Origin of the sequence: Burkholderia sp. AU38729, from assembly GCF_020419725.1 — a bacterium.
In the GTDB taxonomy this organism is placed as follows: domain Bacteria; phylum Pseudomonadota; class Gammaproteobacteria; order Burkholderiales; family Burkholderiaceae; genus Burkholderia.
In genome coordinates this window covers 38,068-62,818 of sequence record NZ_JAIZQO010000003.1, presented here as the reverse complement: position 1 = coordinate 62,818, position 24,751 = coordinate 38,068, and the positions used below count along the sequence as shown (strand labels likewise).

At 65.1% G+C, this 24,751-nt stretch carries 24 protein-coding genes and 1 tRNA gene; 12 read left to right on the top strand and 13 right to left on the bottom strand.

The genetic code is table 11. From position 1 onward, the window contains the following. The 5 genes from prmA (at nucleotide 1) to LGM56_RS09175 (ending at nucleotide 4,392) form a co-directional block, all read left to right on the top strand. The gene (gene prmA / locus LGM56_RS09195; RefSeq protein ID WP_226204286.1) at nucleotides 1-903 is read left to right on the top strand and encodes a 50S ribosomal protein L11 methyltransferase; all 903 of its coding nucleotides are present in this window, start codon (nucleotides 1-3) and stop codon (nucleotides 901-903) included. A gap of 45 nt (nucleotides 904-948) precedes the next feature. Next, nucleotides 949-2,298, top strand: a complete 1,350-nt coding sequence (locus LGM56_RS09190) for a zinc-ribbon and DUF3426 domain-containing protein (RefSeq protein WP_226204284.1) — start codon at nucleotides 949-951, stop codon at nucleotides 2,296-2,298. 73 nt (nucleotides 2,299-2,371) lie between these two features. Beyond that, nucleotides 2,372-2,875 carry a thiol peroxidase gene (gene tpx / locus LGM56_RS09185; RefSeq protein WP_226204282.1) on the top strand — a complete coding sequence of 168 codons (504 nt, stop codon included), beginning with the start codon at nucleotides 2,372-2,374 and terminating at the stop codon, nucleotides 2,873-2,875. A gap of 85 nt (nucleotides 2,876-2,960) precedes the next feature. Then, entirely contained in the window at nucleotides 2,961-3,899 is a 939-nt protein-coding gene (locus LGM56_RS09180) for a carbohydrate kinase family protein (protein WP_226204280.1), read from the top strand. A 19-nt stretch (nucleotides 3,900-3,918) separates the two neighbouring features. Then, nucleotides 3,919-4,392, top strand: a complete 474-nt coding sequence (locus tag LGM56_RS09175; RefSeq protein WP_021161893.1) for a glycine zipper 2TM domain-containing protein — start codon at nucleotides 3,919-3,921, stop codon at nucleotides 4,390-4,392. A 251-nt stretch (nucleotides 4,393-4,643) separates the two neighbouring features. On the opposite strand, the gene LGM56_RS09170 is transcribed toward LGM56_RS09175, so the two are convergent. The 7 genes from LGM56_RS09170 to LGM56_RS09140 all read right to left on the bottom strand — a co-directional run bounded on the left by LGM56_RS09170 (nucleotide 4,644) and on the right by LGM56_RS09140 (nucleotide 12,624). Continuing rightward, nucleotides 4,644-5,339, bottom strand: a complete 696-nt coding sequence (locus tag LGM56_RS09170) for a histone H1-like DNA-binding protein (RefSeq protein WP_226204278.1) — start codon at nucleotides 5,337-5,339, stop codon at nucleotides 4,644-4,646. 28 nt (nucleotides 5,340-5,367) lie between these two features. Continuing rightward, nucleotides 5,368-5,694, bottom strand: coding sequence for a hypothetical protein (locus LGM56_RS09165; RefSeq protein ID WP_076841698.1), 327 nt, complete (start codon nucleotides 5,692-5,694; stop codon nucleotides 5,368-5,370). A gap of 82 nt (nucleotides 5,695-5,776) precedes the next feature. Further along, nucleotides 5,777-6,988, bottom strand: coding sequence for a ribonucleotide-diphosphate reductase subunit beta (locus LGM56_RS09160; protein ID WP_039353057.1), 1,212 nt, complete (start codon nucleotides 6,986-6,988; stop codon nucleotides 5,777-5,779). 365 nt (nucleotides 6,989-7,353) lie between these two features. Next, on the bottom strand, nucleotides 7,354-10,350 hold the full coding sequence (locus tag LGM56_RS09155) for a ribonucleoside-diphosphate reductase subunit alpha (protein WP_226204275.1): 2,997 nt from the start codon (nucleotides 10,348-10,350) through the stop codon (nucleotides 7,354-7,356). A 462-nt stretch (nucleotides 10,351-10,812) separates the two neighbouring features. After that, nucleotides 10,813-11,403, bottom strand: a complete 591-nt coding sequence (gene ampD, locus LGM56_RS09150; protein WP_089494056.1) for a 1,6-anhydro-N-acetylmuramyl-L-alanine amidase AmpD — start codon at nucleotides 11,401-11,403, stop codon at nucleotides 10,813-10,815. Continuing rightward, on the bottom strand, nucleotides 11,400-11,717 hold the full coding sequence (locus tag LGM56_RS09145; RefSeq protein WP_089430577.1) for a PP0621 family protein: 318 nt from the start codon (nucleotides 11,715-11,717) through the stop codon (nucleotides 11,400-11,402). The genes ampD and LGM56_RS09145 overlap by 4 nt, the downstream gene beginning before the upstream one ends. A 13-nt stretch (nucleotides 11,718-11,730) precedes the next feature. After that, on the bottom strand, nucleotides 11,731-12,624 hold the full coding sequence (locus tag LGM56_RS09140) for an inner membrane protein YpjD (RefSeq protein WP_089494055.1): 894 nt from the start codon (nucleotides 12,622-12,624) through the stop codon (nucleotides 11,731-11,733). Nucleotides 12,625-12,713: 89 nt separating this feature from the next. On the opposite strand from LGM56_RS09140, the gene ffh reads away from it, so the two are divergent. Both ffh and LGM56_RS09130 read left to right on the top strand, forming a co-directional pair. Next, a complete protein-coding gene (ffh, locus tag LGM56_RS09135; protein ID WP_089424440.1) occupies nucleotides 12,714-14,081 on the top strand; it encodes a signal recognition particle protein in 1,368 nt (455 codons plus the stop codon). A 94-nt stretch (nucleotides 14,082-14,175) separates the two neighbouring features. Continuing rightward, nucleotides 14,176-14,727, top strand: coding sequence for a hypoxanthine-guanine phosphoribosyltransferase (locus LGM56_RS09130; protein ID WP_089424439.1), 552 nt, complete (start codon nucleotides 14,176-14,178; stop codon nucleotides 14,725-14,727). Nucleotides 14,728-14,820: 93 nt separating this feature from the next. Here LGM56_RS09130 and LGM56_RS09125 read toward each other — a convergent pair whose 3' ends face one another. After that, complete coding sequence (locus LGM56_RS09125; RefSeq protein ID WP_011350864.1) at nucleotides 14,821-15,423, bottom strand: MarC family protein; 603 nt, start codon at nucleotides 15,421-15,423, stop codon at nucleotides 14,821-14,823. A gap of 21 nt (nucleotides 15,424-15,444) precedes the next feature. Further along, on the bottom strand, nucleotides 15,445-17,181 hold the full coding sequence (locus tag LGM56_RS09120; protein WP_226204273.1) for a proline--tRNA ligase: 1,737 nt from the start codon (nucleotides 17,179-17,181) through the stop codon (nucleotides 15,445-15,447). 218 nt (nucleotides 17,182-17,399) lie between these two features. Between LGM56_RS09120 and LGM56_RS09115 the strand changes: the two genes are divergently transcribed. Continuing rightward, nucleotides 17,400-18,047: an RNA pyrophosphohydrolase gene (locus LGM56_RS09115; RefSeq protein ID WP_069247070.1), complete on the top strand. Its 648-nt coding sequence runs from the start codon at nucleotides 17,400-17,402 to the stop codon at nucleotides 18,045-18,047. A gap of 13 nt (nucleotides 18,048-18,060) precedes the next feature. Then, nucleotides 18,061-18,669, top strand: a complete 609-nt coding sequence (locus LGM56_RS09110) for a CNP1-like family protein (RefSeq protein ID WP_089424437.1) — start codon at nucleotides 18,061-18,063, stop codon at nucleotides 18,667-18,669. Nucleotides 18,670-18,764: 95 nt separating this feature from the next. On the opposite strand, the gene proB is transcribed toward LGM56_RS09110, so the two are convergent. The 4 genes from proB to rplU form a co-directional block, all read right to left on the bottom strand. After that, the gene (gene proB / locus LGM56_RS09105; protein ID WP_089439177.1) at nucleotides 18,765-19,883 is read right to left on the bottom strand and encodes a glutamate 5-kinase; all 1,119 of its coding nucleotides are present in this window, start codon (nucleotides 19,881-19,883) and stop codon (nucleotides 18,765-18,767) included. A gap of 90 nt (nucleotides 19,884-19,973) precedes the next feature. Further along, on the bottom strand, nucleotides 19,974-21,086 hold the full coding sequence (gene obgE / locus LGM56_RS09100; RefSeq protein ID WP_089455548.1) for a GTPase ObgE: 1,113 nt from the start codon (nucleotides 21,084-21,086) through the stop codon (nucleotides 19,974-19,976). Between the two features lie 188 nt (nucleotides 21,087-21,274). Further along, nucleotides 21,275-21,538 (bottom strand): 50S ribosomal protein L27, encoded by a 264-nt coding sequence (rpmA, locus tag LGM56_RS09095; protein ID WP_006476999.1) that lies wholly within the window; start codon nucleotides 21,536-21,538, stop codon nucleotides 21,275-21,277. 24 nt (nucleotides 21,539-21,562) lie between these two features. Beyond that, entirely contained in the window at nucleotides 21,563-21,874 is a 312-nt protein-coding gene (gene rplU, locus LGM56_RS09090; RefSeq protein WP_006025184.1) for a 50S ribosomal protein L21, read from the bottom strand. Between the two features lie 210 nt (nucleotides 21,875-22,084). On the opposite strand from rplU, the gene LGM56_RS09085 reads away from it, so the two are divergent. The 3 genes from LGM56_RS09085 (at nucleotide 22,085) to LGM56_RS09075 (ending at nucleotide 24,739) form a co-directional block, all read left to right on the top strand. Continuing rightward, on the top strand, nucleotides 22,085-23,080 hold the full coding sequence (locus tag LGM56_RS09085) for a polyprenyl synthetase family protein (RefSeq protein ID WP_089424435.1): 996 nt from the start codon (nucleotides 22,085-22,087) through the stop codon (nucleotides 23,078-23,080). Between the two features lie 149 nt (nucleotides 23,081-23,229). Continuing rightward, nucleotides 23,230-23,306, top strand: a tRNA-Pro gene (locus tag LGM56_RS09080). A gap of 140 nt (nucleotides 23,307-23,446) precedes the next feature. After that, the gene (locus LGM56_RS09075) at nucleotides 23,447-24,739 is read left to right on the top strand and encodes an HlyC/CorC family transporter (protein WP_179254791.1); all 1,293 of its coding nucleotides are present in this window, start codon (nucleotides 23,447-23,449) and stop codon (nucleotides 24,737-24,739) included. Nucleotides 24,740-24,751: the final 12 nt, after the last annotated feature.

The window sequence follows — 24,751 nt, the reverse complement described above, 5'->3', positions numbered from 1 at the left end:
ATGAGCTATCGCGAACTCGTCGTCGAACTGGCCCGTGAGCATGCGGAGGCGCTGTCCGACGCGCTGCTCGAACTCGGCGCGCTGTCGGTGTCGGTCGAGGATGCCGACGCCGACACGCCCGACGAACAGCCGCTCTTCGGCGAGCCGGGCCTCGTGCCCGACCGCACCGCGTGGCAGCACTCGCGCGTGGTCGCGCTGCTCGCGGCCGACCATGAGCCGGCCGTGCTGCTCGCGGCGGCCGCGAACGAGATCGGCGTCGCCGAGACGCCGGCGTTCACCGTCCGCGAAGTCGAAGAGCAGGACTGGGTGCGTCTCACGCAATCGCAGTTCGAGCCGATCCCGATCGGCGAGCGGATCTGGGTCGTGCCGTCGTGGCACGATGCGCCCGATCCCGACGCGCTCATCCTCGAACTCGATCCGGGCCTCGCCTTCGGCACCGGCAGCCACCCGACCACGCGCCTGTGCATGGAATGGCTCGAGCAGTCGGTGAAGCCCGGCCAGTCGGTGCTCGACTACGGCTGCGGCTCGGGCATTCTCGCGATCCTCGCGAAGAAATGCGGGGCGAACCCCGTCATCGGCATCGACATCGATCCGCAGGCAGTCGAATCGGCGCGGCAGAACAGCGAACGCAACCGTGCGGAAGTCACGTACGGGCTGCCCGATGCGTGCCCGGACGGTGAATTCGACGTCGTCGTCGCGAACATCCTGTCGAATCCGCTGAAGCTGATGGCGTCGATGCTCGCCTCGAAGGTCAAGCCGGGCGGGCGCATCGCGCTGTCAGGCGTGCTCGCGCGCCAGGCGGACGAAGTGGCGGCCGTCTACGCACGCTATGTCGACATCTCGGTCTGGCGTGAGCACGAAGGTTGGGTATGCCTCGCCGGAACCCGCCGCGAAAGCCATTAGAATAGCGCTGTCCTTCACTCTGGCCAGCAGGCCGCCCGGCTCGACATGCTTCTTGCGACGCGCTGCCCTCATTGCGAAACCGTCTTCCGGCTGCAGCAGGAACAGCTCTCGCTGCATCAAGGGCTCGTGCGCTGCGGGCATTGCCACGAAGTCTTCAACGCATCCGAGTCGCTCGTTCCCGAGTACGCGCAGCAGCCCGAGCCGGTCCTGACCGAACCGGCTGCCGCGCAGGATGACGGTGATGCGCATCATCCGGCCCCGCCTCGGCTGTTCGCTGCCGAGGCGCCGGCCGGGTCACCTTCCGACACCGATTACAAGCCGGAAGGCTGGGACATGTGGGCGCCGTGGCTCGATGCCGGCGTCGACCCGTCGCTGCAGCACAGCGTGCGGACCGTGCGCACCGAGCCGCTGATCCCGCTTGCCCTTCCGTCCATCGAAGCCGGCGTCGTGCACCTGTCGGGTACGCCCGCACCGTTCGCGCCCTCCCCGGCCGAGCTGGCCCCGTCCGCTGCCGTCGAACAGCCGGCCGAATCGCTTCGGACGCAAACGCAAACGCAAACGCCGCAGGATACCGAACCATCGGCCGCGCCCGTCGAACACGATCCGCGTGAGCCCCGCTTCGTCGCGCACCTTCCGTCGGACGCAGAGACCGCTCGCGACGCCGCCGAACCCGTCGGAACCGCGCACTTCGCCGTGCAGGACGACGAACGCGCGCCGCGCGAACCGCGCTTTGCGTTCGCGCCTGCGCCAGCCGTCACCGAAGCCGGGTCCGAGCCCGACTCCGGCACCACCCGGCACGACGAGACGCCCGCCGCCACGACCCACGCGCCGGCCGCCCCCTTCCCCGCTGCGCTGACCGACGACGATCGTCCGCATTTCGCCGTCACGCGCGAAACGCGCGCGCCGCAGCGGCGCGGCATGCTCGGCGGCTTTTTCGGCGGCCTCGTCGCTGCCGCGCTCGCCGTGCTGCTCGTCGGACAACTCGCATGGTGGCAGCGCGAAACGCTGATGATCTACTGGCCCGTCACGCAGGGCTGGTTCCGGCAGGCCTGCGCGCCGCTCGGCTGCACGGTTGCGCCGCCGCGCGCGATCGACGGCCTGCGGCTCGACGCGACCGACCTGCGCCAGCTCGACGGCCCGCGCGAGCTCGAGCTGAAGGTGCCGCTGACGAACCGCTACCGCGTCGCACTCGCCTACCCGTCGCTCGAGCTGACGCTGCTCGACGACACCAACCACGTGACTGTGCGCCGCGTACTCGCGCCGCGCGACTACGTGCGCCCGGGCACGCCGATCGACGCCGGGCTGCCGCCCGGCACGACGCAGACGATGGTCGTCCGCGTCGAAACGAGCGGCACACCCGCCTCGAATTTCCGCGTCCAGATTTTCTATCCGTGACGCGTCGCGGCGCGCGCCTGCGCGCCCGTCTCAACCCGCGCGCCCGAGCGGCGCGCTATTTCGGAGCACGAACATGAGCAAAGTTACGCTGGGTGGCAACCCGATCGATCTCGCCGGCACGTTCCCGGCCGTCGGCGCGCAAGGCGCCGATTTCAAGCTGGTCGGCAAGGACCTCGCCGACCTGTCGCTCGCCAGCTTCGCCGGCAAGCGCAAGGTGCTGAACATCGTCCCGAGCCTCGACACGCCGACCTGCGCGACGTCGACCCGCAAGTTCAACCAAGCCGCATCGTCGCTCGACAACACGGTTGTCGTCGTCGTGTCCGCCGACCTGCCATTCGCCGCGACGCGCTTCTGCACGACCGAAGGCCTCGATAATGTCGTGACGGCTTCGACGTTCCGCACCGGCCGCGCGTTCGCGAACGCGTACGGCGTCGACGTGACGAGCGGCCCGCTGAACGGCCTGACCGCACGTGCGGTCGTCGTGCTCGACGCGCAGGACAAGGTGATCCACGCGGAACTCGTCGGCGAAATCAAGGACGAGCCGAACTACGATGCCGCGCTCGCCGCACTGAAGTAAGCTTTCTTTCGCTTTCCCCTGCCGCGCCGCGCCTTTCGCGCGGCGTTGTCGCGCAGGGTTCCTCATTTCTACAGGAACGCACACCTTGGCTACGTTGATTTGCGGCTCGATCGCCTACGATTCCATCATGACCTTCGAGGGGCGGTTCCGCGAGCACATCCTGCCCGACCAGGTGCACCTCATCAACCTGAGCTTCCTGGTGCCGACGATGCGCCGCGAATTCGGCGGCTGCGCGGGCAACATCGCGTACGCGCTGCACCTGCTCGGCGGCGATGCGCGCATCATGGGGACGATCGGCGCGCTCGACGCGCAGCCGTATCTCGACCGGCTCGACCAGCTCGGCCTGCGCCGCGACCACGTTCGCGTACTGCCCGACACGTATACCGCGCAGGCGATGATCACGACCGATCTCGACAACAACCAGATCACGGCGTTCCACCCGGGCGCGATGATGCAGTCGCACCTGAACCACGCGGGCGACGCGCCGGGCATCAAGCTCGCGATCGTCGGCCCCGACGGCTTCGACGGGATGGTGCAGCACGTGGAAGAACTCGCCAAGGCCGGCGTGCCGTTCGTGTTCGATCCGGGCCAGGGCCTGCCGCTGTTCGACGGTGCGACGCTGCGCCGCAGCATTGAACTTGCGACCTATGTAGCGGTCAACGACTACGAGGCCAAGCTGGTGAGCGACAAGACGGGATGGTCCGAAGATGAAATCGCCAGCCGGGTCGACGCCCTCGTCATCACGCGTGGCGAGCAAGGCGCGACTATCCGCCACAAACAGGGCACGGAGCAGATTCCGGTCGTGCCGGCCGAGCGGATCTCCGATCCGACCGGCTGCGGCGATGCCTTCCGGGGTGGCTTGCTGTACGGCGTCGAGCATGGCCTCGACTGGGCAACCACGGGCCGCCTCGCGAGCCTGATGGGCTCGATCAAGATCGCCCACCAGGGGCCCCAGACTTACGTACTGACGCGCGCCGAAATCGACGCGCGCTTCGAGACTGCATTCGGTTACAGTCTCAAATGAATTTTGTGGGAGAGCAAAGATGTTGACGAAAAAGACCCTCACGCTCGCGGCCATGCTGACGGCCTCGCTGACGCTCACCGGTTGCTTCACCGCACCCGGTTCGGCGGATGTCTATAGCGTCGGCCAGGCGCAGCGCGAACAGACTGTCCGCATGGGCACGGTCGAAAGCGTCCGCGCGGTGCGCATCCAGTCCGACGGCGGCGGCAGCGCGATCGGCACGCTCGGCGGCGGCGCCCTCGGCGCAGTGGCAGGCAGCGCGATCGGCGGCGGCAAGGGGTCGATCCTGACCGCGATCGCCGGCGGCCTCGTCGGCGCGGTCGCGGGCAACGCGGTCGGCGAAAACCTCAGCACGGCGAACGGTGTCGAAATCACCGTGCGCCTCGACAACGGCGATCTGCGCTCGATCACGCAGGCTGCAAGCGGCGAAGCGTTCCGCGCCGGCGAACGCGTGCGACTGCTGTCGAGCGGCGGCGTCACGCGCGTCACGCACTAACAGGTACCTCAGCGCGCGGCGCAAGCCGCGGTCGAACGCATGTGCGAAGCTGCACATGCGTTTTTTTTTCGTCCGTACTCGCCGCAGCCGGCGCACGGGCGTCCCGCGTACGGGCGTCCGGTATGCGGGCACACCGGCAAGGACGGACGAAAAAAATCCCGCCACCTGAGCCAGATGGCGGGACTGATTGAGTAGCGCTACTCAACCCGCGGACACCACGTGAGTGTCCGGGTGGTGCAGGTCAGCCTCGATTACGGACGGCTGCCGGTCGGGAACGGCCATGCCGCTGCCGGGTTGAGCGCGGTCTTCACGCCCGATGCCGGTGCAACCGATGCGGTCGACGCGGTCGTTGCCGGCGCAGCCTTCTTCACGACGGCCTTCTTCGGAGCAGCAGCCTTCTTCGGAGCCGCAGCCTTCTTCGCCGGAGCCGCAGCCGGAGCAGCAGCGGCAGCCTTCTTCGCCGGAGCAGCGGCCTTCTTCGCAGGGGCAGCCTTCTTCGCAGCAGGCGCAGCCTTCTTCGCGGCAGCCTTCTTCGCAGGCGCAGCCTTCTTCGCAGCAGCCTTCTTCGCCGGCGCGGCCTTCTTCGCAGCAGCCTTCTTAGCCGGTGCGGCCTTCTTCGCAGCAACCTTCTTCACTGCGACTTTCTTGGCGGCAACCTTCTTCGCTGCGGCCTTCTTCGCCGGTGCTGCCTTCTTCGCGGCAACCTTCTTCACCGCGACCTTCTTGGCGGCAACCTTCTTCGTTGCGACCTTCTTCGCAGCAACCTTCTTCACTGCGGCCTTCTTCGCCGGTGCTGCCTTCTTCGCGGCAACCTTCTTCACCGCGACCTTCTTCGCAGCAACCTTCTTCACTGCAACGGCCTTCTTCGCCGGAGCAGCAGCCTTCTTCGCAGCGACCTTCTTCACTGCGGCCTTCTTTGCAGCCGGTTTCTTCTTGGCAAGTGCCATGTTGTTCTCCTTCAGGTTCAGATGAGAGTCAGTTCAAACTACACCCTTCGTCAAAACCCGCTTCCCGCGGACGCTGTTCAGGACGTGCGCTTCGAAGCGGGCTATTCATCGGCGTACGCGGATACCACGCGCTTACGCTAATGAATACGGTATGGCGCGCGTGACCACCCGGCCTCGCGCGCCAAATCAAGTCGGTAGCCGGCGCACCTCGCGCCGCTACCCCTAATCGCTTGATCAAGCGGACCGCCACACGGCCGTCCGCTTTTTCCGGAGGGAAGTTTGCCCATCCCACTGAAGGGTTCGCAAAGTGCCTGTCGTGTCGTCGTGCCGTTAAGGCACCGGGCATGCTTTGCATCAGGCGTTCTTGCTCCTAAACCTTGAGCCGGGGCCGAGAGGCCGCCGGCTGTTCCATCATGTGACGGGTTCGCTGCTGCGGGTTATTCCCAGGACAGCGCGCCGCCCGTCTGATACTCGATCACACGCGTCTCGAAGAAGTTGCGCTCCTTCTTCAGGTCGATCATCTCGCTCATCCACGGGAACGGGTTTTCCTCGTTCGGGTACAGCGGATCGAGGCCGATCTGCTGGCAACGACGGTTGCTGATGAAGCGCAGATAGCTCTTGAACATCGACGCGTTCAGACCCAGCACGCCGCGCGGCATCGTGTCCTCGGCGTAGCGGTATTCGAGTTCGACAGCCTGCTTGAACAGCTCGCGGATCTCGGCGCGGAATTCGGCGGTCCAGAGATGCGGATTCTCGAGCTTGATCTGGTTGATCAGGTCGATGCCGAAGTTGCAGTGCATCGACTCGTCGCGCAGGATGTACTGATATTGCTCTGCAGCACCCGTCATCTTGTTCTGGCGGCCGAGCGCGAGGATCTGCGTAAACCCGACATAGAAGAACAGGCCTTCCATGATGCAGGCGAACACGATCAGCGACTTCAGCAGCTTCTGATCCGCTTCGAGCGTGCCGGTCTTGAAGGCCGGATCCGTCAGCGTGTGGATGAACGGGATCAGGAATTCGTCCTTCGCGCGGATCGACGTGACCTCGTGGTACGCGTTGAAGATCTCGCCTTCGTCGAGACCGAGCGATTCGACAATGTATTGGTACGCGTGCGTGTGGATCGCCTCTTCGAACGCCTGGCGCAGCAGGAACTGCCGGCACTCGGGCGCCGTGATGTGGCGGTACGTGCCGAGCACGATGTTGTTTGCCGCGAGCGAATCGGCCGTCACGAAGAAGCCGAGGTTGCGCTTCACGATGCGGCGCTCGTCCTCGGTCAGACCGTTCGGGTCCTTCCACAGAGCGATGTCGCGGGACATGTTGATTTCCTGCGGCATCCAGTGGTTCGCGCAACCGGCCAGATACTTTTCCCACGCCCACTTGTACTTGAACGGCACCAGCTGATTGACGTCAGTCTGGCCGTTGATGATGCGCTTGTCGGCGACATTGACCCGCGCTTCCGAACCGCCGGCGGGAACAGCCGATGCTTGCGGGGGCACCGCAAGATCGCCTTCGAAAATGTCGCGGACCTGATGGGCGGCAGGCGTTGCAGCCTGCAGTCCGACAGCCGTTCCTGCGGAGGTGCGCATCGCGTTTTGCTGCGCTCCGCTCGCGGGAGTTACGGCAGTCTTCTCTTCATCCCAGTTGAGCATAAATTCTCACCATCAATTTAGAACGGTTTGTACCATCTTTTCCTGAGCGATAAAAGGGTTCGCTCACGAAAAATCCTTTTTTCGATTCGCGTTGCGACCTCGATACAACACTTTGAGCAACGCATCGTCGTTCATGCAGCGCGCGATGTGCGTCGCGCGTGTATCGCGAGGTGCGCTCGACGCATCGAACGCTGATCGAAACGCGACGTCGTCGGGGATGTTTCGATCGCTTGTCACTGCCTGCAACGCAGGTGCCGCGTTACAGATTCCTTATCATTTTTTTAGTTGAGAGCGGCGCACACTTCAACCTCGATCGGTCGTCGTGTGCGCCGCGCTGACCTGCTTCCCAGGTCAGGCGCACTGCGTTACTGGCACGCTTCGCATTCGTCGAAGCCAGGATCGCCCGGACGCATCGTGCACACCGGACCATCTGCCTCGACCGGCGCGAGTGCCGGTGCCGCGTCGACTGCACCCGACGACGATGCTGCGCCGCCTGCCGCACCGAAGCCGCCGGCCGTGCCTTGCGCGCCGCCGCTGCTCGAGCCGCCGCCCGTCGGCACGGCGTTCAGCGCGCCGTGTGCGACCGTCGACTTCTCGACGTGCGTCGCCGCCATCGTGCGGAGGTAGTAGGTCGTCTTCAGGCCACGCAGCCATGCGAGCTTGTAGACCTCGTCGAGCTTCTTGCCCGACGCGCCGCCCATGTAGATGTTCAGCGACTGCGCCTGGTCGATCCACTTCTGGCGACGCGATGCCGCTTCGACCAGCCACGTCGGGTCGACTTCGAACGCGGTCGCGTAGATCGCGCGCAGGTCGGCCGGGATGCGGTCGATGCGCGACAGCATGCCGTCGAAGTACTTCAGGTCGGCGACCATCACTTCGTCCCACAGGCCGCGTTCCTTCAGGTCGCGCACCAGGTACTCGTTCACCACCGTGAATTCGCCCGACAGGTTCGACTTCACGTACAGGTTCTGGAAGGTCGGCTCGATACAGGCCGACACGCCGATGATGTTCGAGATCGTCGCCGTCGGCGCGATCGCGACGCAGTTCGAGTTGCGCATGCCGTGCGTGGCGATCCGCGAACGCAGCGACGTCCAGTCGAGCGATTCGGACGTGTCGACTTCGACGTAACCGCCACGCGCTTCAGCGAGCAGCTTCAGCGTGTCCTGCGGGAGGATGCCGCGATCCCACAGCGAACCGCGGTAGCTCGAGTAGCGGCCGCGCTCCTCGGCCAGCTCGGTCGACGCGTGGTAGGCGTAGTAGCAGACCGCTTCCATCGAACGGTCGGCAAACTCGACGGCCGCTTCCGACGCGTACGGCGTGCGCAGCAGGTGCAGGCAGTCCTGGAAACCCATGATGCCCATGCCGACCGGGCGGTGCTTCAGGTTCGAGTTACGCGCCTTCGCCACCGCGTAGTAGTTGATGTCGATCACGTTGTCGAGCATGCGCATCGCGACGCTGATCGTGCGCTTCAGCTTGTCGTGATCGAGCGCGTAGCTGCCGTCGGCCTGCTTCACCAGGTGGGCGACGAGGTTCACGGAGCCGAGGTTGCACACCGCGATTTCGGTGTCGCTCGTGTTCAGCGTGATTTCCGTGCACAGGTTCGACGAATGGACGACGCCGACGTGCTGCTGCGGCGAGCGGATGTTGCACGGATCCTTGAACGTGATCCACGGGTGGCCCGTCTCGAACAGCATGCCGAGCATCTTGCGCCACAGTTGCGCCGCCGGGATCTTCTTGAACAGCTTGATCTCGCCGCGCGCGACCTTGTCTTCGTAAGCCGTGTAAGCCGCCTCGAATTCCGCGCCGAACTTGTCGTGCAGGTCCGGGCAGGTCGACGGCGAGAACAGCGTCCAGTCGGCACCTTCCATCACGCGCTTCATGAACAGGTCGGGAATCCAGTTCGCCGTGTTCATGTCGTGCGTGCGGCGGCGATCGTCGCCCGTGTTCTTGCGCAGCTCCAGGAACTCCTCGATGTCGAGGTGCCACGATTCGAGGTACGCGCAGACCGCGCCCTTGCGCTTGCCGCCCTGGTTGACCGCGACGGCCGTGTCGTTGACGACCTTCAGGAACGGAACCACGCCTTGCGACTTGCCGTTCGTGCCCTTGATATGCGAGCCGAGTGCACGCACGCGCGTCCAGTCGTTGCCCAGGCCTCCGGCGAACTTCGACAGCAGCGCGTTTTCCTTCAGCGCTTCATAGATGCCGTCGAGATCGTCCGCGACGGTCGTCAGGTAGCACGACGACAGCTGCGAGCGGTGCGTGCCCGAGTTGAACAGCGTCGGCGTCGAGCTCATGAAGTCGAAGCTGGACAGCACGTTGTAGAACTCGATCGCGCGCGTTTCGCGGTCGATCTCGTTCAGCGACAGGCCCATCGCGACGCGCATGAAGAAGGCCTGCGGCATTTCGATGCGGGTGCCTTCGACGTGCAGGAAGTAGCGGTCGTACAGCGTCTGCAGGCCGAGATAGCCGAACTGCAGATCGCGGTTCGCGTCGAGCGCTTCGCCGAGGCGCTTCAGGTCGAACTGCAGCAGCTTGTCGTCGAGCAGGCCGGCGTCGACGCCGCGCTTCAGGAACTGCGGGAAGTATTCCGCGTAGCGGGTCGACATCTCGGCCTGCACCACTTCCTCGCCGAGGATTTCGCGACGGATCGTGTGCAGCAGGATGCGCGACGTAACCTGGCTGTATGCCGGATCCTTCTCGATCATCGTGCGCGCAGCCAGGATCGCCGAGTCGTAGACCTGGCTCATCGGCACGCCGTCGTACAGGTTCTTCACCGTCTCGGCGACGATCGGATCAGGGTTAACCGCAGCGCCGAGGCCGTCGCATGCCGACACGATCAGCGCGCGCAGCGCGTTCAGGTCGAGCGGGCGCGTGACGCCGTTGTCGACGACGTTGATGCCGGTGCTCGCCTCGCCGCCGGCTGCCGCTGCGTCCTCGCCCGCATGCTGGCGCTCGAGGTGACGCTTCTCGCGATACAGCACGTACGCACGCGCGACGTTGTGCTCGCCGCCGCGCATCAGCGCGAGTTCGACCTGGTCCTGGATGTCTTCGATATGGAACGTACCGCCGTTCGGGCGGCTGCGCACGAGCGCGCGCACGACGTTGTGCGTCAGTTGCTCGACCTGCTCGCGTACGCGCGCCGATGCCGCGCCCTGCCCGCCATTGACGGCCAGGAAAGCCTTGGTCACCGCAATCGCGATCTTCGAAGGTTCGAACGAGACGACGCTGCCGTTGCGGCGGATCACCTTGTAGTCGGCGAACGTGGCCTGCGGCGCGAGCGCCTTCGCGCCCTGTTCGGTCCCGCCGAGCGGACGGCTCGAGGCGCTCTCGTACTGGGACGTCGCGTTGTCGGTGGTTTGCATGTGCAAAGCTCCTGGTGTTGGATGGTGCGGAGAGAACCGCGGATTAAAACGAACGCTGCGCAACGCGGTGCGCGAGCGGTAAGAGGCGAGCGATGCGCCGGGGAAGCCGGTTCGGTCGATGCGCGACAACCGATCCGGTCGTGTGCTTCGTCATGTGTACCCTGCCCCGTCGATGTTCGCTGCGCTGATCGCGACGCCCGGACCGCCCGGCCTGACGCGCCGCCCTGAGAACCCTGTCCGCCGGCGTTGCCCGCCGGCCGGTGCCGCTCGGGTTTCCCCTGCGACACACACTATATCTAGTGCAGAACTGCTCAACTGGCACCAAGTATAGTGGACATTCGGAGGACATCAAAATGGATAATTTGCGCTGAAGGTATTGACATCACCCCCACCCCGCGCAGGCTCAGACGCGACAAGGCATTGGTCGGGAAAAAAAATTTCGCGCCCTCAAAAACCCTGCGATCAGTGCTGACGGAAAGGAAAGTATTCGGCGGAAAAACCGGCATCGCTCGCAAAGCGTTGCCAATCGAAATGCGGGCCCGGGTCGGTCTTGCGGCCCGGCGCGACGTCCGAGTGCCCCGCGAATGCGTCGACCGGGTAGCGTGCCGCGAGCGCGCGGGAGAGCGCGGCGAGCATGGCGTACTGCGCGTCGTCGAACGGCACGTCGTCCGCGCCCTCGAGCTCGATGCCGATCGAGAAATCATTGCAGCGCGCCCGGCCGAAGAACTCGGACGAGCCCGCATGCCACGCACGCTCGTCGCACGACACGAACTGCACGAGTTCGCCGTTGCGGCGGATCAGGAAGTGCGCGGACACGCGCACGTCGCGCAGGTGGCTCTGGTAATAGGGGTGCGCATCGCAGTCGAGACGATTCAGGAACAGCGCCTCGATCGCGTCACCGCCGAATTCGCCGGGCGGCAGGCTGATGTTGTGGACGACCACGAGGGTCGGCACCGCGCCCGCGGGCCGCACCTCGAAGTTCGGCGACGGCGCATGGCGCGCTTCGCGCACCCAGCCGTGCGTGTCGACCGACAGCACCTGCGCGTCGCTCATCGTGCGTCGCGACCGCTCGACCGCGCGGCGTGGCGCTGCGCGTGCTCGGCACTGCAGAAGTATTCACCGCCCGCGGCGACGGCGTCGCCCTTCGGCGCATGCACGCCGCATTCGGCGCAGCGCACCATCGGCTCGGGCAGCGCCCGCGCGTCGCCGTTCGGGCGCCCCGAACCCGCGCCGCCGGCGCCGGGCATGCCGTCGTAACCGGCGCCGCGGCCGGTGCGCGCCTGCGCGTGCTCCTGGGCCTGGCGCAGCTTGCGCGCGATCCACGAGCCCGCGAAGAAGAGAAGAATCAGGAGAAGAATCTGTCGCATCGGAAACCTGCGTTCAAACCACGGAACGGTGCAGCAGCACCTCGAAAACGAACCGGCTGCCGACATACGCGAGCAGCAGCGCGGCGAACGACACGAGCACCCAGCGCGCGGCACCGCGGCCACGCCAGCCCGACGTCTTGCGGGCGATCAGCAGGCCGCCGAACATCAGCCACGACAGGATCGCGAATACCGTCTTGTGGTCGAGGCGCAGCGCGCGCGCGTCGACCTGCTCGCTGAACAGGATGCCCGACGCGAGCGTCAGCGTGAGCAGCACGAAGCCGGCGCCGATCAGGCGGAACAGCAGCTTCTCGAGCGTGAGCAGCGGCGGCAGCGTCTCGAGCCAGCTCGCGATCCAGCCCGTCGAGCCGTCGCGCCCGCCGCTCCTCAGCGACTGCAGGCGCCGCTCGACCATCAGCATCAGGACCGCGTGCAGCGCCGCGATCGCGAACAGGCCGTATGCGATGTTCGCGATCAGGAAATGCAGCTTGAACAGCGGCGCTGCGGCATAAGGTAGCACCCGCACGCCGCCGAACACGAGCGGCAGCAGCGACGCGCCGCACGCGAGCGGCAGTACCAGCAGGCGCAGGCTGTCGAGCGGGAAGAAGAAGCTCTCGATCCAGTAGATGCCGGCGCCGAGCCAGAACATCGCGGACAGCGCGAATGCGAAGCCGAACACCATCGCGTCGTTCGGAAAGATCGTCATGTGGAGCAGCACGCCGTGCGCGACCAGCGCGGCGAACAGCAGCGCGCGGCCGGCCCCGCTCATCCCGGACGCGGCGGACGCGGGAACCGGCACGGCCGGCACGCTCGCGACGAGCGGCGTCGCGCCCTGGCGGTGCGTGCGCCAGCCTGCGACGGCGAGGCCGCCGTACAGGAATGCGGTGAGGGCATACAGTACAATATCCATGTTCGAAGTTTACACTAGGCCCCCTTCCCGCGACGGCTCCCTTTGTTCGGTTCCGCCGCGCCTTCGGGCCCCACTGTCCATCGCTCCCCATGCTCGACAATCTCACTCAACGGATGGCGCGCGTCGTCAAGACGCTGCGCGGCGAGGCCCGGCTTACCGAGGCGAACACGCAGGAGATGCTCCGCGAGGTGCGTCTCGCCCTGCTGGAGGCCGACGTTTCGCTGCCGGTCGTCCGCGAATTCATCGCCAAGGTCAAGGAAAAGGCGCTCGGCGAAGAAGTGATCAGCAGCCTGTCGCCGGGTCAGGCGCTGGTCGGCGTGGTCCAGAAGGAACTGACCGCCGTGATCGGCGGCGACTACGAAGGCAAGGCCGCCGAGCTGAACCTCGCGGTCACGCCGCCCGCCGTGATCCTGATGGCCGGCCTGCAAGGCGCGGGCAAGACCACGACCGCCGGCAAGCTCGCGAAGCTGCTGCGCGAGAAGTACAAGAAGAAGGTGCTGACCGTGTCGTGCGACGTGTATCGCCCGGCCGCAATCATGCAGCTGAAAACGGTGAGCGAACAGGTCGGCGCCGACTTCTTCCCGTCCACGCCGGACCAGAAGCCCGTCGACATCGCGATCGCGGCCGTCGACTGGGCGAAGCGCCACTACCACGACGTGCTGATCGTCGATACGGCCGGCCGCCTCGGCATCGACGAGGCGATGATGCAGGAAATCGCCGCGCTGCACGGCACGCTGAAGCCGGCCGAAACGCTGTTCGTCGTCGACGCGATGCTCGGCCAGGACGCGGTCAACACCGCGAAGGCGTTCAACGACACGCTGCCGCTCACCGGCGTCGTGCTGACCAAGCTCGACGGCGACTCGCGCGGCGGCGCCGCGCTGTCGGTGCGTCACGTCACGGGCAAGCCGATCAAGTTCGTCGGTGTCGCCGAGAAGCTCGACGGCCTCGAGGTGTTCCACCCCGACCGGATGGCGAACCGGATCCTCGGCATGGGCGACATCCTCGCGCTCGTCGAGGAGGCGCAGCGCGGCGTCGACGTGCAGGCCGCGCAGAAGCTCGCCGACAAGGTCAAGAAAGGCGGCGACTTCGACCTGAACGATTTCCGCGCGCAGATCTCGCAGATGAAGAACATGGGCGGCCTGTCGTCGCTGATGGATAAGCTCCCTGCGCAGTTCCAGCAGGCGGCGGCCGGCGCCGACATGGGCCAGGCCGAGAAGTCGATCCGCCGGATGGAAGGCATCATCAGCTCGATGACGCCGGCCGAGCGCGCGAAACCCGAGATCATCAAGGCGACGCGCAAGCGCCGCATTGCAGCCGGCGCGGGCGTGCCGGTGCAGGAAGTCAACCGGATGCTGAACCAGTACGACCAGATGCGTACGATGATGAAGAAGCTGAAGGGCGGCAACATGCAGAAGATGATGCGCGGCCTGAAGGGCATGATGCCCGGCATGCGCTGATTCCGCCCATCGGCCGGCGCGCGGGTTTTTGCTGTAGCGCGCGGCGGCCGTTCTGCTTCATTCTTATTTGTATACCGACTGCCCGCCAGAACACATGAACCGCGAAGAAGCCCTCCACATTTTCAACCACTCCGAAGAGATCGTCTCGGCGGACGCCGTCAACGCGTCGATCTCCAAGATGGCCGATGCGATCCGCGCCGAGATCGGCGACGCGTTCCCGCTCGTTCTCTCGGTGATGGGCGGCGCCGCGGTGTTTACCGGGATGCTGCTGCCGCACCTCGATTTCCCGCTGGAATTCGACTACATCCACCTGACCCGCTACCGCAACACGACGCAGGGCAGCCCGGAGATGCACTGGCGCGTCGCGCCGCGCGAATCGGTGAAGGACCGGATCGTGCTCGTGCTCGACGACATCCTCGACGAAGGCGAGACGATGGCCGCGATCCGCGACCGCATTCTCGACATGGGCGCCAAGCGCTTCATGTCGGCCGTGCTGTGCGAGAAGACGCTCGCGAAGGCCAAGCCGCTGCACCCCGACTTCTGCGGCTTCGCGGTGCCGGACCGCTACGTGTTCGGCTGCGGGATGGATGCGAAGGGCTACTGGCGCAACCTGCCGACGATCCGTGCGCTGACCACGAACGTCTGAGCACCCCGCTCCGCACTATATAAATAGAAAGCGGCGCTCCGGTTTCCCGGAGCGCCGCTTTTTTTCGGCGTCTTGGGTGTGCGCCGCCCCGCCCTACAGCTGGTGCACGAACGCGCGGACGCCGCCCAGCATCATCTCGACCGAAATCGCGACGAGCACGAGGCCCATCAGCCGCTCGAACGCCGCGACGGTCCGCTCGCCGATCCATTGCTGGATCCGCTCGGCCAGCACCAGCGTCACCGCGCAGACGATCATCGTGACCGTCAGCGCGCCGACCCACTCGAGCATCTTGCCGGGCCCCTGCGACGTCAGCAGCATCACCGTCGCGAGCGCGGACGGCCCGGCGAGCGCCGGAATCGCGAGCGGCACGATGAACGGCTCGCCGCCCGCACGCGGATCGTTGCCGAGCGCGCCGTCCGGATGCGGAAAGATCATCCGCAGCGCGATCAGGAACAGCACGATCCCGCCGCCGAGCCGCAGCGACAGGTCGGTGAGGCTCATCATCCGCAGGAAACGGTCGCCGACCAGCATGAAGAACAGCAGGATCACGAACGCGATCCCCACTTCGCGCAGGATCAGCTTCACGCGCCGCTCGCGCGGCACATCCCGCATCGCCGAAATGAACAGCGGGATATTGCCGAGCGGATCGGTGATCAGCACCAGGAGCACGGTGGCCGACAGGAAGGTGTATTCCACCGCGTTCCCCGGTCGGTGCGCTTAGCGCGCGAGCGCGGCGCGGATCTTCTCCGCGACCGTCGCCGCAGCCGCGTCGGCCGGCAGCAGCGTCGCTTCGGCGTCGCGGCGGCCCTGATACTCGATCTTGCCTTCCTTCAGGCCGCGCTCGCCGATCACCAGGCGATGCGGCACGCCGATCAGTTCCCAGTCGGCGAACATCACGCCCGGGCGCTCGCCGCGATCGTCGAGGATCACGTCGATGCCGGCTGCGACGAGTTCCGCGTACAGCTTGTCGGCGGTCTCGCGCACCATGTCGCTGCGGTCATAGCCCATCGGGCACAGCACGACTTCGAACGGCGCGATCGACTCGGGCCAGATGATGCCGCGGTCGTCGAAGTTCTGTTCGATCGCCGCGCCGAGAATGCGCGTGACGCCGACGCCGTAGCAGCCCATCAGCATCGGCTGCGGCTTGCCCGACTCGTCGAGGAACGTCGCACCCATCGCTTCCGAATACTTGGTGCCGAGCTGGAACACGTGGCCGACCTCGATGCCGCGGCAGATATCGATCACACCCTTGCCGTCCGGCGACGGGTCGCCCTTCTTCACGTTGCGCACGTCGGCGACGTCCGGCTCGGGCAGGTCGCGGCCCCAGTTCACGCCAGCGATGTGGTAGTCGACCTCGTTCGCGCCGACCACGAAGTCGCTCATGTTCGCGACCGTGCGGTCCGCGATCACCTTCACGGGTTTCTTCGTGCCGACCGGGCCGAGATAGCCCGGCGGCGTGCCGAACCACTCGACGATTTCCTGCTCGGTCGCGAAGCGGTGGTTCTTCAGGCCCGGCAGCTTCGACACCTTGATCTCGTTCAGGTCGTGATCGCCGCGCAGCATCACGAGCCAGATGGTCGGCTCGGCGCCTTCGTTGTCGGTCGCGAGCACGATCGACTTGATCGTGCGCTCGAGCGGGATGGCCAGCAGCTCGGCGACGGCTTCGCACTTCGCCTTGCCGGGCGTCGCGACCTTCTCCATTGCTTCGGCCGGCGCCGCGCGTTCGACGATCAGCGGCAGCGCTTCGGCCGCCTCGATGTTCGCCGCGAATTCGGACGTCGGGCAGTACGCGATCGCGTCTTCACCGGTGTCGGCGATCACGTGGAATTCGTGCGAGAAGTTGCCGCCGATCGAGCCGCTGTCGGCCGCGACCGCACGGAACTCGAGGCCGAGGCGCGTGAAGATGCGCACATACGCGTCGTACATCTTGCGATACGACTCGTTCAGGCCGGCCGCGTCCTTGTCGAACGAGTACGCGTCCTTCATGATGAATTCGCGGCCGCGCATCACGCCGAAGCGCGGACGGATCTCGTCGCGGAACTTCGTCTGGATCTGGTAGAAGTTCACCGGCATCTGCCGGTAGCTCTTGATCTGGTTGCGCGCGATGTCGGTGATGACTTCCTCGTGCGTCGGCCCGATCACGAAGTCGTTGTCCTTGCGGTCCTTGAAGCGCAGCAGCTCGGGACCGTACTGCTCCCAGCGGCCCGATTCCTGCCACAGTTCGGCGGGTTGCACGGCCGGCATCAGCAACTCGATGGCGCCCGCCCGGTTCATTTCCTCGCGCACGATCGCCTCGACCTTGCGAATCGAACGCAGGCCGACCGGCAGGTAGTTATAGATGCCGCCGGCGACGCGACGGATCATGCCGGCGCGCACCATCAGCTTGTGGCTGACGATCTCTGCGTCGGCGGGTGCTTCTTTCAGGGTGCCGATAAAGAAACGGGAAGCTTTCATGCGGACGGTTCCAAAAACGGCGCCCCCAGGCAGGGCGCCCGAAAAAGTTTCAAGGTGAAAAAGCTGCGCGCGACGAACAGCGATGGCGCAGATGACGTAGCAGACTAATCAGGGACAATTCAGCCGGTGTGCCCCGCGCGGATTCGCTCCGTCACGGTGCGCAGCGCCCGTTATCTGTTTATAATCAAAGCAATTTTAAAGGATTCGAAGGTGGTTGTATGCTGGATCGTGAAGGCTTTCGCCCGAACGTCGGCATCATCCTCTTGAACGCGCGCAACGAGGTGTTTTGGGGCAAGCGGCTCCGCGAGCATTCCTGGCAGTTTCCTCAAGGTGGGATCAAGTACGGCGAGACCCCCATGCAGGCGATGTACCGGGAACTGCACGAGGAAACGGGCCTGCACCCGGAACACGTCAAGATAATCGGCCGCACACGCGACTGGTTGCGTTATGAGGTGCCTGACAAGTTCATTAAACGCGAAGTACGCGGTCATTACCGCGGCCAGAAGCAGATCTGGTTCCTGCTGCGGATGGTTGGACGCGATTGCGACATTTGCTTGCGCGCGACCGACCACCCGGAGTTCGATGCGTGGCGCTGGAACGAGTACTGGGTGCCGCTCGATGCGGTGATCGAGTTCAAGCGGGATGTCTATCAGTTGGCGCTGACGGAACTGTCGCGCTTCCTGCGCCGCCCGGCGCAGCGAGCCGAGAAGCCGCGTGGGCCGCGTCTGTCGCGCTATCCGCGCGTCATTGGCGTACAGGCCCAGCAGACGCTGACGATTGTCGACACATCGGTAGTCTGTTCGGAGATCGAAGTGGAAGCGGGCACGCTCGACGAGATGCCGCCCCATGTGATCGTCGGCAAATGACGAATCGAACTGCATGACCGGGCGCGACCTTGGTGTCGCGCCCTTTTTTTACGAGGAATGCATATTGAAAGCGATTGCTCTCGCGCTCGCATCGATTGCCGCGGTAGCCACGCTGGCAGGTTGCGCGAATTCGAAGACGCCCACCAACAAGGATGACAGCGAGTTCGTGTATCTGCTGGACCGCCAGGGCACGTGGAAGGAAAACACGGTCGACTCGCTGCCGCCGCTGCCGCAGACGGGCGACCTGCTGCCGTTCAACGTATCGCAGAACACGCCGCTCAAGTTCTTCGTCGATGCGAAGTCGCTGGCGGTCGGCACCGATGGCGTCGTGCGCTACGCGGTCGTCATCACGAGCCCGGCCGGTGCGCGCAACGTGAACTACGAAGGCATCCGTTGCGACACCTACGAATGGCGTCAGTACGCCGGCCTGAATTCGGAACACGACGGCTGGGACCGCACCGTCGAGAACGACTGGCGGCGCATCGAGAACGGCGAACTGAATGCCTACCACTCGGCGCTCTATCAGGACTACTTCTGCGCGAACAAGATGCCGCAGGGCTCGACCCAGCAGATCCTGGAGAACATCCGGTTTCACCGCACCGCGATGAGCCAGTTGCGCTGACGGCGCGCGGCGCCCACCGCGCCCCTGTTCGTCGCATGAAAAAAGCCCGCATCACGCGGGCTTTTTCGTTTGACGGCCGGAACCGGCACGAATGGTCACACGAGCACCAGGTTGTCGCGATGGATCAATTCGGGCTCCAGCATGTAGCCGAGCACGGATTCGATCTCGCCGCTCGGCTTGCGGTGAATCAGTTTCGTCTCCGCGCTGCTGTAGTTCGTGAGCCCACGCGCCACTTCGCGCCCGTCGGGGCCGACACACGCGATGACTTCGCCGCGCGCGAACGCGCCCTGCACGTCGATCACGCCGATCGGCAGCAGGCTCTTGCCGCCGGCCGTCAGCTTCTCGACCGCGCCTGCGTCGATCACGACATGGCCGCGCACCTGAAGATGGTCGGCCATCCACTGCTTGCGCGCCGCCATCCGCGCGGTACGTGCGATCAGTTGCGTGCCGATCGCCTCACCGGCCGCCAGACGCACGAGCACGTCGGCCTCCCGGCCGCTCGCGATCACGGTGTTCGCGCCGCTGTGCGCGGCGCGCTTCGCCGCGAGGATCTTCGTCAGCATCCCGCCGCGGCCGAGGCTGGAGCCCGCGCCGCCGGCCATCGCCTCGAGTTCCGGCGCGCCCGCACTGGCTTCCGCAACGAGTGTCGCATTCGGATCCTTGCGCGGATCGGCCGTGAACAGCCCCGACTGGTCGGTCAGGATGATCAGCGCATCGCCTTCGATCAGGTTTGCAACGAGCGCGCCGAGCGTGTCGTTGTCGCCGAACTTGATTTCGTCGGTGACGACCGTGTCGTTCTCGTTGATGATCGGCACGACGCCAAGCCGCAACAGCGTCAGCATCGTCGAACGCGCATTCAGGTAACGCTCGCGGTCCGCCAGGTCGGCATGCGTCAGCAGGATCTGCGCGGTGCGGATGTCGTGCTCGGTGAAGCGGCTTTCATAGACCTGCGCGAGCCCCATCTGGCCGACTGCGGCGGCAGCCTGCAACTCGTCGATTTCCCGCGGTCGCTTGCTCCAGCCGAGCCGCTGCATCCCTTCGGCGATCGCGCCCGAACTGACGAGCACGACTTCCTTGCCCTGCGCGCGCAGTGCGGCGATCTGGGCCGCCCAACGGCCGATTGCCGCATGATCGAGCCCCTTGCCGTCGTTGGTCACGAGGCTGGAGCCCACCTTCACCACCAATCGCTTCGAATCCGCGATGATCGAACGCATCCTGCACTGTCTCCTGTATCTGCTGCCTTTCCGACCGGGCGCGATTGAACGCCGGCGCCGGGCGGCACGCCCGGCGCGTTCCGGAATCGCTCAGGCGTCGTCGCCCGGCGCTGCATCGCCCTTGGCAGGCGGCGCATCGCGGAAACGCACGTCTGCCGCGAGATCTTCCGCCTCCGCGGCGCGATGCGCGTCCGAATGTTCGGAGAGGTAGTCGTAAATCGCGTAGCACAGCGCTTCACACCCCTGGCCCGTCAGTGCCGAGATCTCGAACACGGGACCGTCCCACTCGAAGCGCTCGAGGAAATCCGCGACCCGCGCCTTGCGCTCGTCTTCCGGCACCATGTCGAGCTTGTTGAGCACGAGCCAGCGCGGCTTCTCGTAGAGCGCCTCGTCGTACTTGCGCAGCTCGCCGACGATCGCCGTCGCTTCCGCCACCGGATCGACGCTTTCGTCGAACGGCGCGAGATCGACCAGATGCAGCAGCACGCCGGTGCGCTGCAGGTGGCGCAGGAACTGATGGCCGAGGCCCGCGCCTTCGGCGGCGCCCTCGATCAGCCCCGGGATGTCGGCGATCACGAAGCTCTTGCTCGGACCGACGCGCACCACGCCGAGATTCGGCGCAAGCGTCGTGAACGGATAGTCGGCAATCTTCGGCCGCGCGTTCGACACCGACGAGATGAACGTCGACTTGCCTGCGTTCGGCATGCCGAGCAGGCCGACATCGGCGAGCACCTTCAGCTCGAGCTTCAGCATGCGACGCTCGCCGGGCTTGCCGTCCGTCTTCTGGCGCGGCGCGCGGTTCGTGCTCGACTTGAAATGCAGGTTGCCGAGCCCGCCGGCGCCGCCCTGCGCAAGCATCACCTGCTGGTCGTGCTCGGTCAGGTCGGCGATCAGCTCGCCGGTATCCATGTCGCTGATCATCGTGCCGACCGGCATGCGCAGCGTGACATCGTCGCCGCCCTTGCCGTAGCAATCCGATCCGCGCCCGTTTTCGCCGTTGCGCGCCAGGTGCTTCTTCGCGTAACGGTAGTCGATCAGCGTGTTGATGTTGCGGTCGGCGATCGCGTATACGCTACCGCCCCGGCCGCCGTCGCCGCCGTCCGGCCCGCCGAACGGGACGAATTTCTCGCGGCGCATCGACGCACTGCCATCGCCTCCGTCTCCGGCGATGACTTCGATTCGTGCTTCGTCAATGAACTTCATTCGTCACTCCGCCCAGTATTTCCGCTATTGTGCCGCGCGCCGGCGCGCTTGAACAATCTGCCGTTCGGCCGATCGTACGCCGGTTGCGCGATGGCCGCCCGAACGCACACGCGCCCGGCGGCCAAATAAAAAAAGGCCCCGCGAAGACTGCGGGGCCTTTCGGCTACGAAGCCCGTGGGTGCCTGAACTTAGGCAGCCGCCGGGACAACGATGACCAGATGCTTCTTGTCCGCGCCCTTCGTCGCGAACTTGACGTGACCGTCGACCAGCGCGAACAGGGTGTGATCCTTGCCCATGCCGACGTTCTCGCCTGCGTGCATGCGCGTACCGCGCTGACGCACGATGATGCCGCCGGCATTGATTGCCTGGCCGCCGTACACTTTCACGCCGAGACGTTTCGACTCGGAGTCGCGGCCGTTCCGGGAAGAGCCGCCTGCCTTTTTGTGTGCCATCTGATTGCTCCTTTACCGAGGCGCTTACGCGTTGATCGCGTCGATGCGCAGCTCAGTGTAGTTCTGGCGGTGGCCGCCGTGCTTTTGGTAGTGCTTCCGGCGACGCATCTTGAAGATGGTGACCTTGGCATGACGACCGTGCGACACAACGGTGGCCTTGACGGAAGCCCCACTGACCAGCGGCGTACCGAACTTAATCGATTCGCCTTCGCCCACTGCGAGAACCTGGTCGAGCGTGATTTCAGCGTCAATGTCAGCCGGTATCTGTTCTACTTTGAGTTTTTCGCCAACGGCAACCTTGTACTGCTTGCCGCCGGTTTTTATGACCGCGTACATTGAGAACCTCACTCTGGATCCAATTTTTCCGCACACCACGCGCGGAAAACACGTGATTATACATGGGCTTAGCGCCCAAGTCAAAGCCGATCGCCGATTGCCGCGCGCGGGCCTCTACCGGACGGCCAAAATCGCGCCGCTGGTACGTCTGACAGACCGGCATATCGCGGATTCGACTTATAATCCGCGGCATCACCCAATTCCATCATCATGTCGTCGTCCACCGCCTCCCCCACCCTCAGCGCCGCCCATCTGCTCGCTCCGATCACCACTGACATGGAGCAGGTGAATCGCGTTATCCGGCAAAGCCTCGCGTCCGATGTGCTGCTGATCAACCAGATCGCCGAGTACATCATCGGCGCGGGCGGCAAGCGGCTGCGGCCGGCATTGCTGCTGCTCGTCGCCGGCGCGCTCGGCGAGACGTCGCACCAGCGGCACGTGCTGGCCGCCGTCGTCGAGTTCATCCACACGGCCACGCTGCTGCATGACGACGTCGTCGACGAATCCGAGCTGCGCCGCGGCCGCCAGACCGCCAATGCGCTGTTCGGCAACGCGGCGAGCGTGCTGGTAGGCGACTACCTCTATTCGCGCTCGTTCGAGATGATGGTCGGCGTCGGCAAGATGCGCGTGATGGAGATCCTGTCGGAAGCGACGACGATCATTTCCGAAGGCGAGGTGCTGCAGCTCCTCAACATGCACGACGCGGACGTCGACGAAACGCGCTACATGCAGGTGATCCGTTACAAGACGGCCAAGCTGTTCGAGGCCTCGGCACGTCTGGGCGCGGTACTCGCGGGCGCCGATGCGCCGACCGAGGCGGCCGCCGCCGAATACGGCCGCCGGATCGGCACTGCATTCCAGATCATGGACGACTGGCTCGACTACGCGGGCACCGCCGAGGCAATGGGCAAGAATGCCGGCGACGACCTTCGCGAAGGCAAGCCGACGCTGCCGCTCATCTATCTGATCGAACGCGGCACGCCCGAACAGTCGGCGCTGGCACGCGAAGCGATCGAACAGGGCGGCACCGATCGCTTCGACACGATCTTCGAAGCAATCACGCGCTCGGGCGCACTGGATCACACGCTCGAATGCGCACGCCAGGAAGCGCAGGCGGCAGCCGCGGCGATTGCCGCGTTCCCGGACTCGATCTATAAGGAAAGCCTGCTCGGGCTGTGCTCATACTCGACGTCGCGGCAATCGTAAACACGCCGCGAACGCGACGCGATGCCTTGTCTCGAAAATTTTCTTCATCAAAGTATTCCCTTTTAGAAAAAACATCGTTATAGTTACGTTCTTGCTTGTGACGACGCAGCGATTCTTAACGAAGACGGCGAAGTCCAAAGAGCAAAAATCGGGGTGTAGCTTAGCCTGGTAGAGCGCTACGTTCGGGACGTAGAGGCCGGAGGTTCGAATCCTCTCACCCCGACCAGATTTTAAAAAACCGTGCACTTCGTGCACGGTTTTTTTTTACCCGGCCGCCGCTAGCTCCTCGTGTCGCGCACGACACATCGCGGTCGCCGGCCTCTGCTATATTTCTCCCATCCCAGTCCTTCACTGCCCTTCCAACGCGTGGACCAAATTCCCTTATGGGCGCAAATCGGCGCCGTCTTCCTGCTTCTCCTCTGTTCCAGCTTCTTTTCGATTTCCGAAACCGCGATGATGGCGCTCAACCGTCATCGGCTGAAGCATCTCGCCAGCCAGGGCGCACTCGGCGCGAAAACCACGCAAGGCCTGCTCACGCGCACTGACCTGCTGCTCAGCGTGATCCTGATCGGCAACAACCTGTTCAACACGATCATCCCGGTCCTGACGACGTCGCTCGCGCTGCATACGTTCGGCCGCAACAACCTCGCGCTGTCGATCGCGACCGGCATCGTCGCGTTCCTGATCATCGTGTTCGCCGAAATCGCGCCGAAGATCGTCGGCGCGACGTTCCCCGAACGCATCGCGCTGCCCGCGAGCCTCGTGATCGCGCCGCTGATGCGCGTGTTCAAGCCCGTCGTCTGGTTCGTCAACGCCCTCGCGAACGGCGTGCTGTGGGTGCTGCGCATCAACACGAAGAAGGGTCGCGACCAGCGAATGTCGGCCGACGAGCTGCGGGCCATCGTGCTCGAGTCGAGCAGTTTCATGCCGACCAAGCACCGCAGCATCCTGCTCAACCTGTTCGATCTCGAGAACATCACGGTCGACGACGTGATGGTGCCGCGCCGCCAGATCGAGTCGCTCAATTTCTACGCGCCGCTCGACGACGTCCTGCACCAGCTCGAAACCTGCTATCACAACCGGCTCGTCGTCTACGAAGGCGACATCGACAAGGTGCTCGGCGTGTTGCACGTCCGCAAGACGCTGACCGCGCTGCACAACCAGGAATTCGACCGCGAGACGCTGCGCGCGCTGCTCGCCGAGCCGTACTACGTGCCGTCCGGCACACCGGTGGTCCAGCAGCTCCAGTTTTTCCAGGAAACCCGCCAGCGGACCGCGCTCGTCGTCAACGAGTACGGCGAACTCGAAGGGCTCGTCACGCCCGAAGACATCATCGAGGAGCTGATCGGCGAATTCACGACGTCGATGCCGCGCAGCGAGCGCAAGGGCGGCTGGGACGAGAACGGCGAATGCATCGTCTCGGCGAGCATGCCGCTGCGCGAACTGAATCGCTGGTTGCATCTGAAGCTGCCGACCGACGGGCCGAAGACGCTGAACGGCCTGGTGCTCGAAATCCTCGAGGAAATTCCGGAAGACGACGTGTGCCTGAAAATCGGCGACGTGATGCTCGAGGTGATGCGCAGCGACGATCAGGCCGTGCGCACCGTCAAGCTCTTCAAGCCGCGCAGCTCGCGCACCGCACGCGCCACGTCGCGCTAGCCGAACGGCTGA

What these genes read in the sequence shown, in the direction of transcription:
- LGM56_RS09145 (WP_089430577.1), bottom strand. Translation starts at nt 11,717, where the DNA reads ATGCGACAGATTCTTCTCCTGATTCTTCTCTTCTTCGCGGGCTCGTGG.
- LGM56_RS09175 (WP_021161893.1), top strand. Translation starts at nt 3,919, where the DNA reads ATGTTGACGAAAAAGACCCTCACGCTCGCGGCCATGCTGACGGCCTCG.
- tpx (WP_226204282.1), top strand. Translation starts at nt 2,372, where the DNA reads ATGAGCAAAGTTACGCTGGGTGGCAACCCGATCGATCTCGCCGGCACG.
- rplU (WP_006025184.1), bottom strand. Translation starts at nt 21,874, where the DNA reads ATGTACGCGGTCATAAAAACCGGCGGCAAGCAGTACAAGGTTGCCGTT.
- LGM56_RS09130 (WP_089424439.1), top strand. Translation starts at nt 14,176, where the DNA reads ATGAACCGCGAAGAAGCCCTCCACATTTTCAACCACTCCGAAGAGATC.
- ffh (WP_089424440.1), top strand. Translation starts at nt 12,714, where the DNA reads ATGCTCGACAATCTCACTCAACGGATGGCGCGCGTCGTCAAGACGCTG.
- LGM56_RS09170 (WP_226204278.1), bottom strand. Translation starts at nt 5,339, where the DNA reads ATGGCACTTGCCAAGAAGAAACCGGCTGCAAAGAAGGCCGCAGTGAAG.
- prmA (WP_226204286.1), top strand. Translation starts at nt 1, where the DNA reads ATGAGCTATCGCGAACTCGTCGTCGAACTGGCCCGTGAGCATGCGGAG.
- LGM56_RS09115 (WP_069247070.1), top strand. Translation starts at nt 17,400, where the DNA reads ATGCTGGATCGTGAAGGCTTTCGCCCGAACGTCGGCATCATCCTCTTG.
- ampD (WP_089494056.1), bottom strand. Translation starts at nt 11,403, where the DNA reads ATGAGCGACGCGCAGGTGCTGTCGGTCGACACGCACGGCTGGGTGCGC.
- LGM56_RS09165 (WP_076841698.1), bottom strand. Translation starts at nt 5,694, where the DNA reads ATGCAAAGCATGCCCGGTGCCTTAACGGCACGACGACACGACAGGCAC.
- LGM56_RS09085 (WP_089424435.1), top strand. Translation starts at nt 22,085, where the DNA reads ATGTCGTCGTCCACCGCCTCCCCCACCCTCAGCGCCGCCCATCTGCTC.
- LGM56_RS09140 (WP_089494055.1), bottom strand. Translation starts at nt 12,624, where the DNA reads ATGGATATTGTACTGTATGCCCTCACCGCATTCCTGTACGGCGGCCTC.
- LGM56_RS09160 (WP_039353057.1), bottom strand. Translation starts at nt 6,988, where the DNA reads ATGCTCAACTGGGATGAAGAGAAGACTGCCGTAACTCCCGCGAGCGGA.
- obgE (WP_089455548.1), bottom strand. Translation starts at nt 21,086, where the DNA reads ATGAAGTTCATTGACGAAGCACGAATCGAAGTCATCGCCGGAGACGGA.
- LGM56_RS09155 (WP_226204275.1), bottom strand. Translation starts at nt 10,350, where the DNA reads ATGCAAACCACCGACAACGCGACGTCCCAGTACGAGAGCGCCTCGAGC.
- rpmA (WP_006476999.1), bottom strand. Translation starts at nt 21,538, where the DNA reads ATGGCACACAAAAAGGCAGGCGGCTCTTCCCGGAACGGCCGCGACTCC.
- LGM56_RS09190 (WP_226204284.1), top strand. Translation starts at nt 949, where the DNA reads ATGCTTCTTGCGACGCGCTGCCCTCATTGCGAAACCGTCTTCCGGCTG.
- LGM56_RS09110 (WP_089424437.1), top strand. Translation starts at nt 18,061, where the DNA reads ATGACCGGGCGCGACCTTGGTGTCGCGCCCTTTTTTTACGAGGAATGC.
- LGM56_RS09120 (WP_226204273.1), bottom strand. Translation starts at nt 17,181, where the DNA reads ATGAAAGCTTCCCGTTTCTTTATCGGCACCCTGAAAGAAGCACCCGCC.
- proB (WP_089439177.1), bottom strand. Translation starts at nt 19,883, where the DNA reads ATGCGTTCGATCATCGCGGATTCGAAGCGATTGGTGGTGAAGGTGGGC.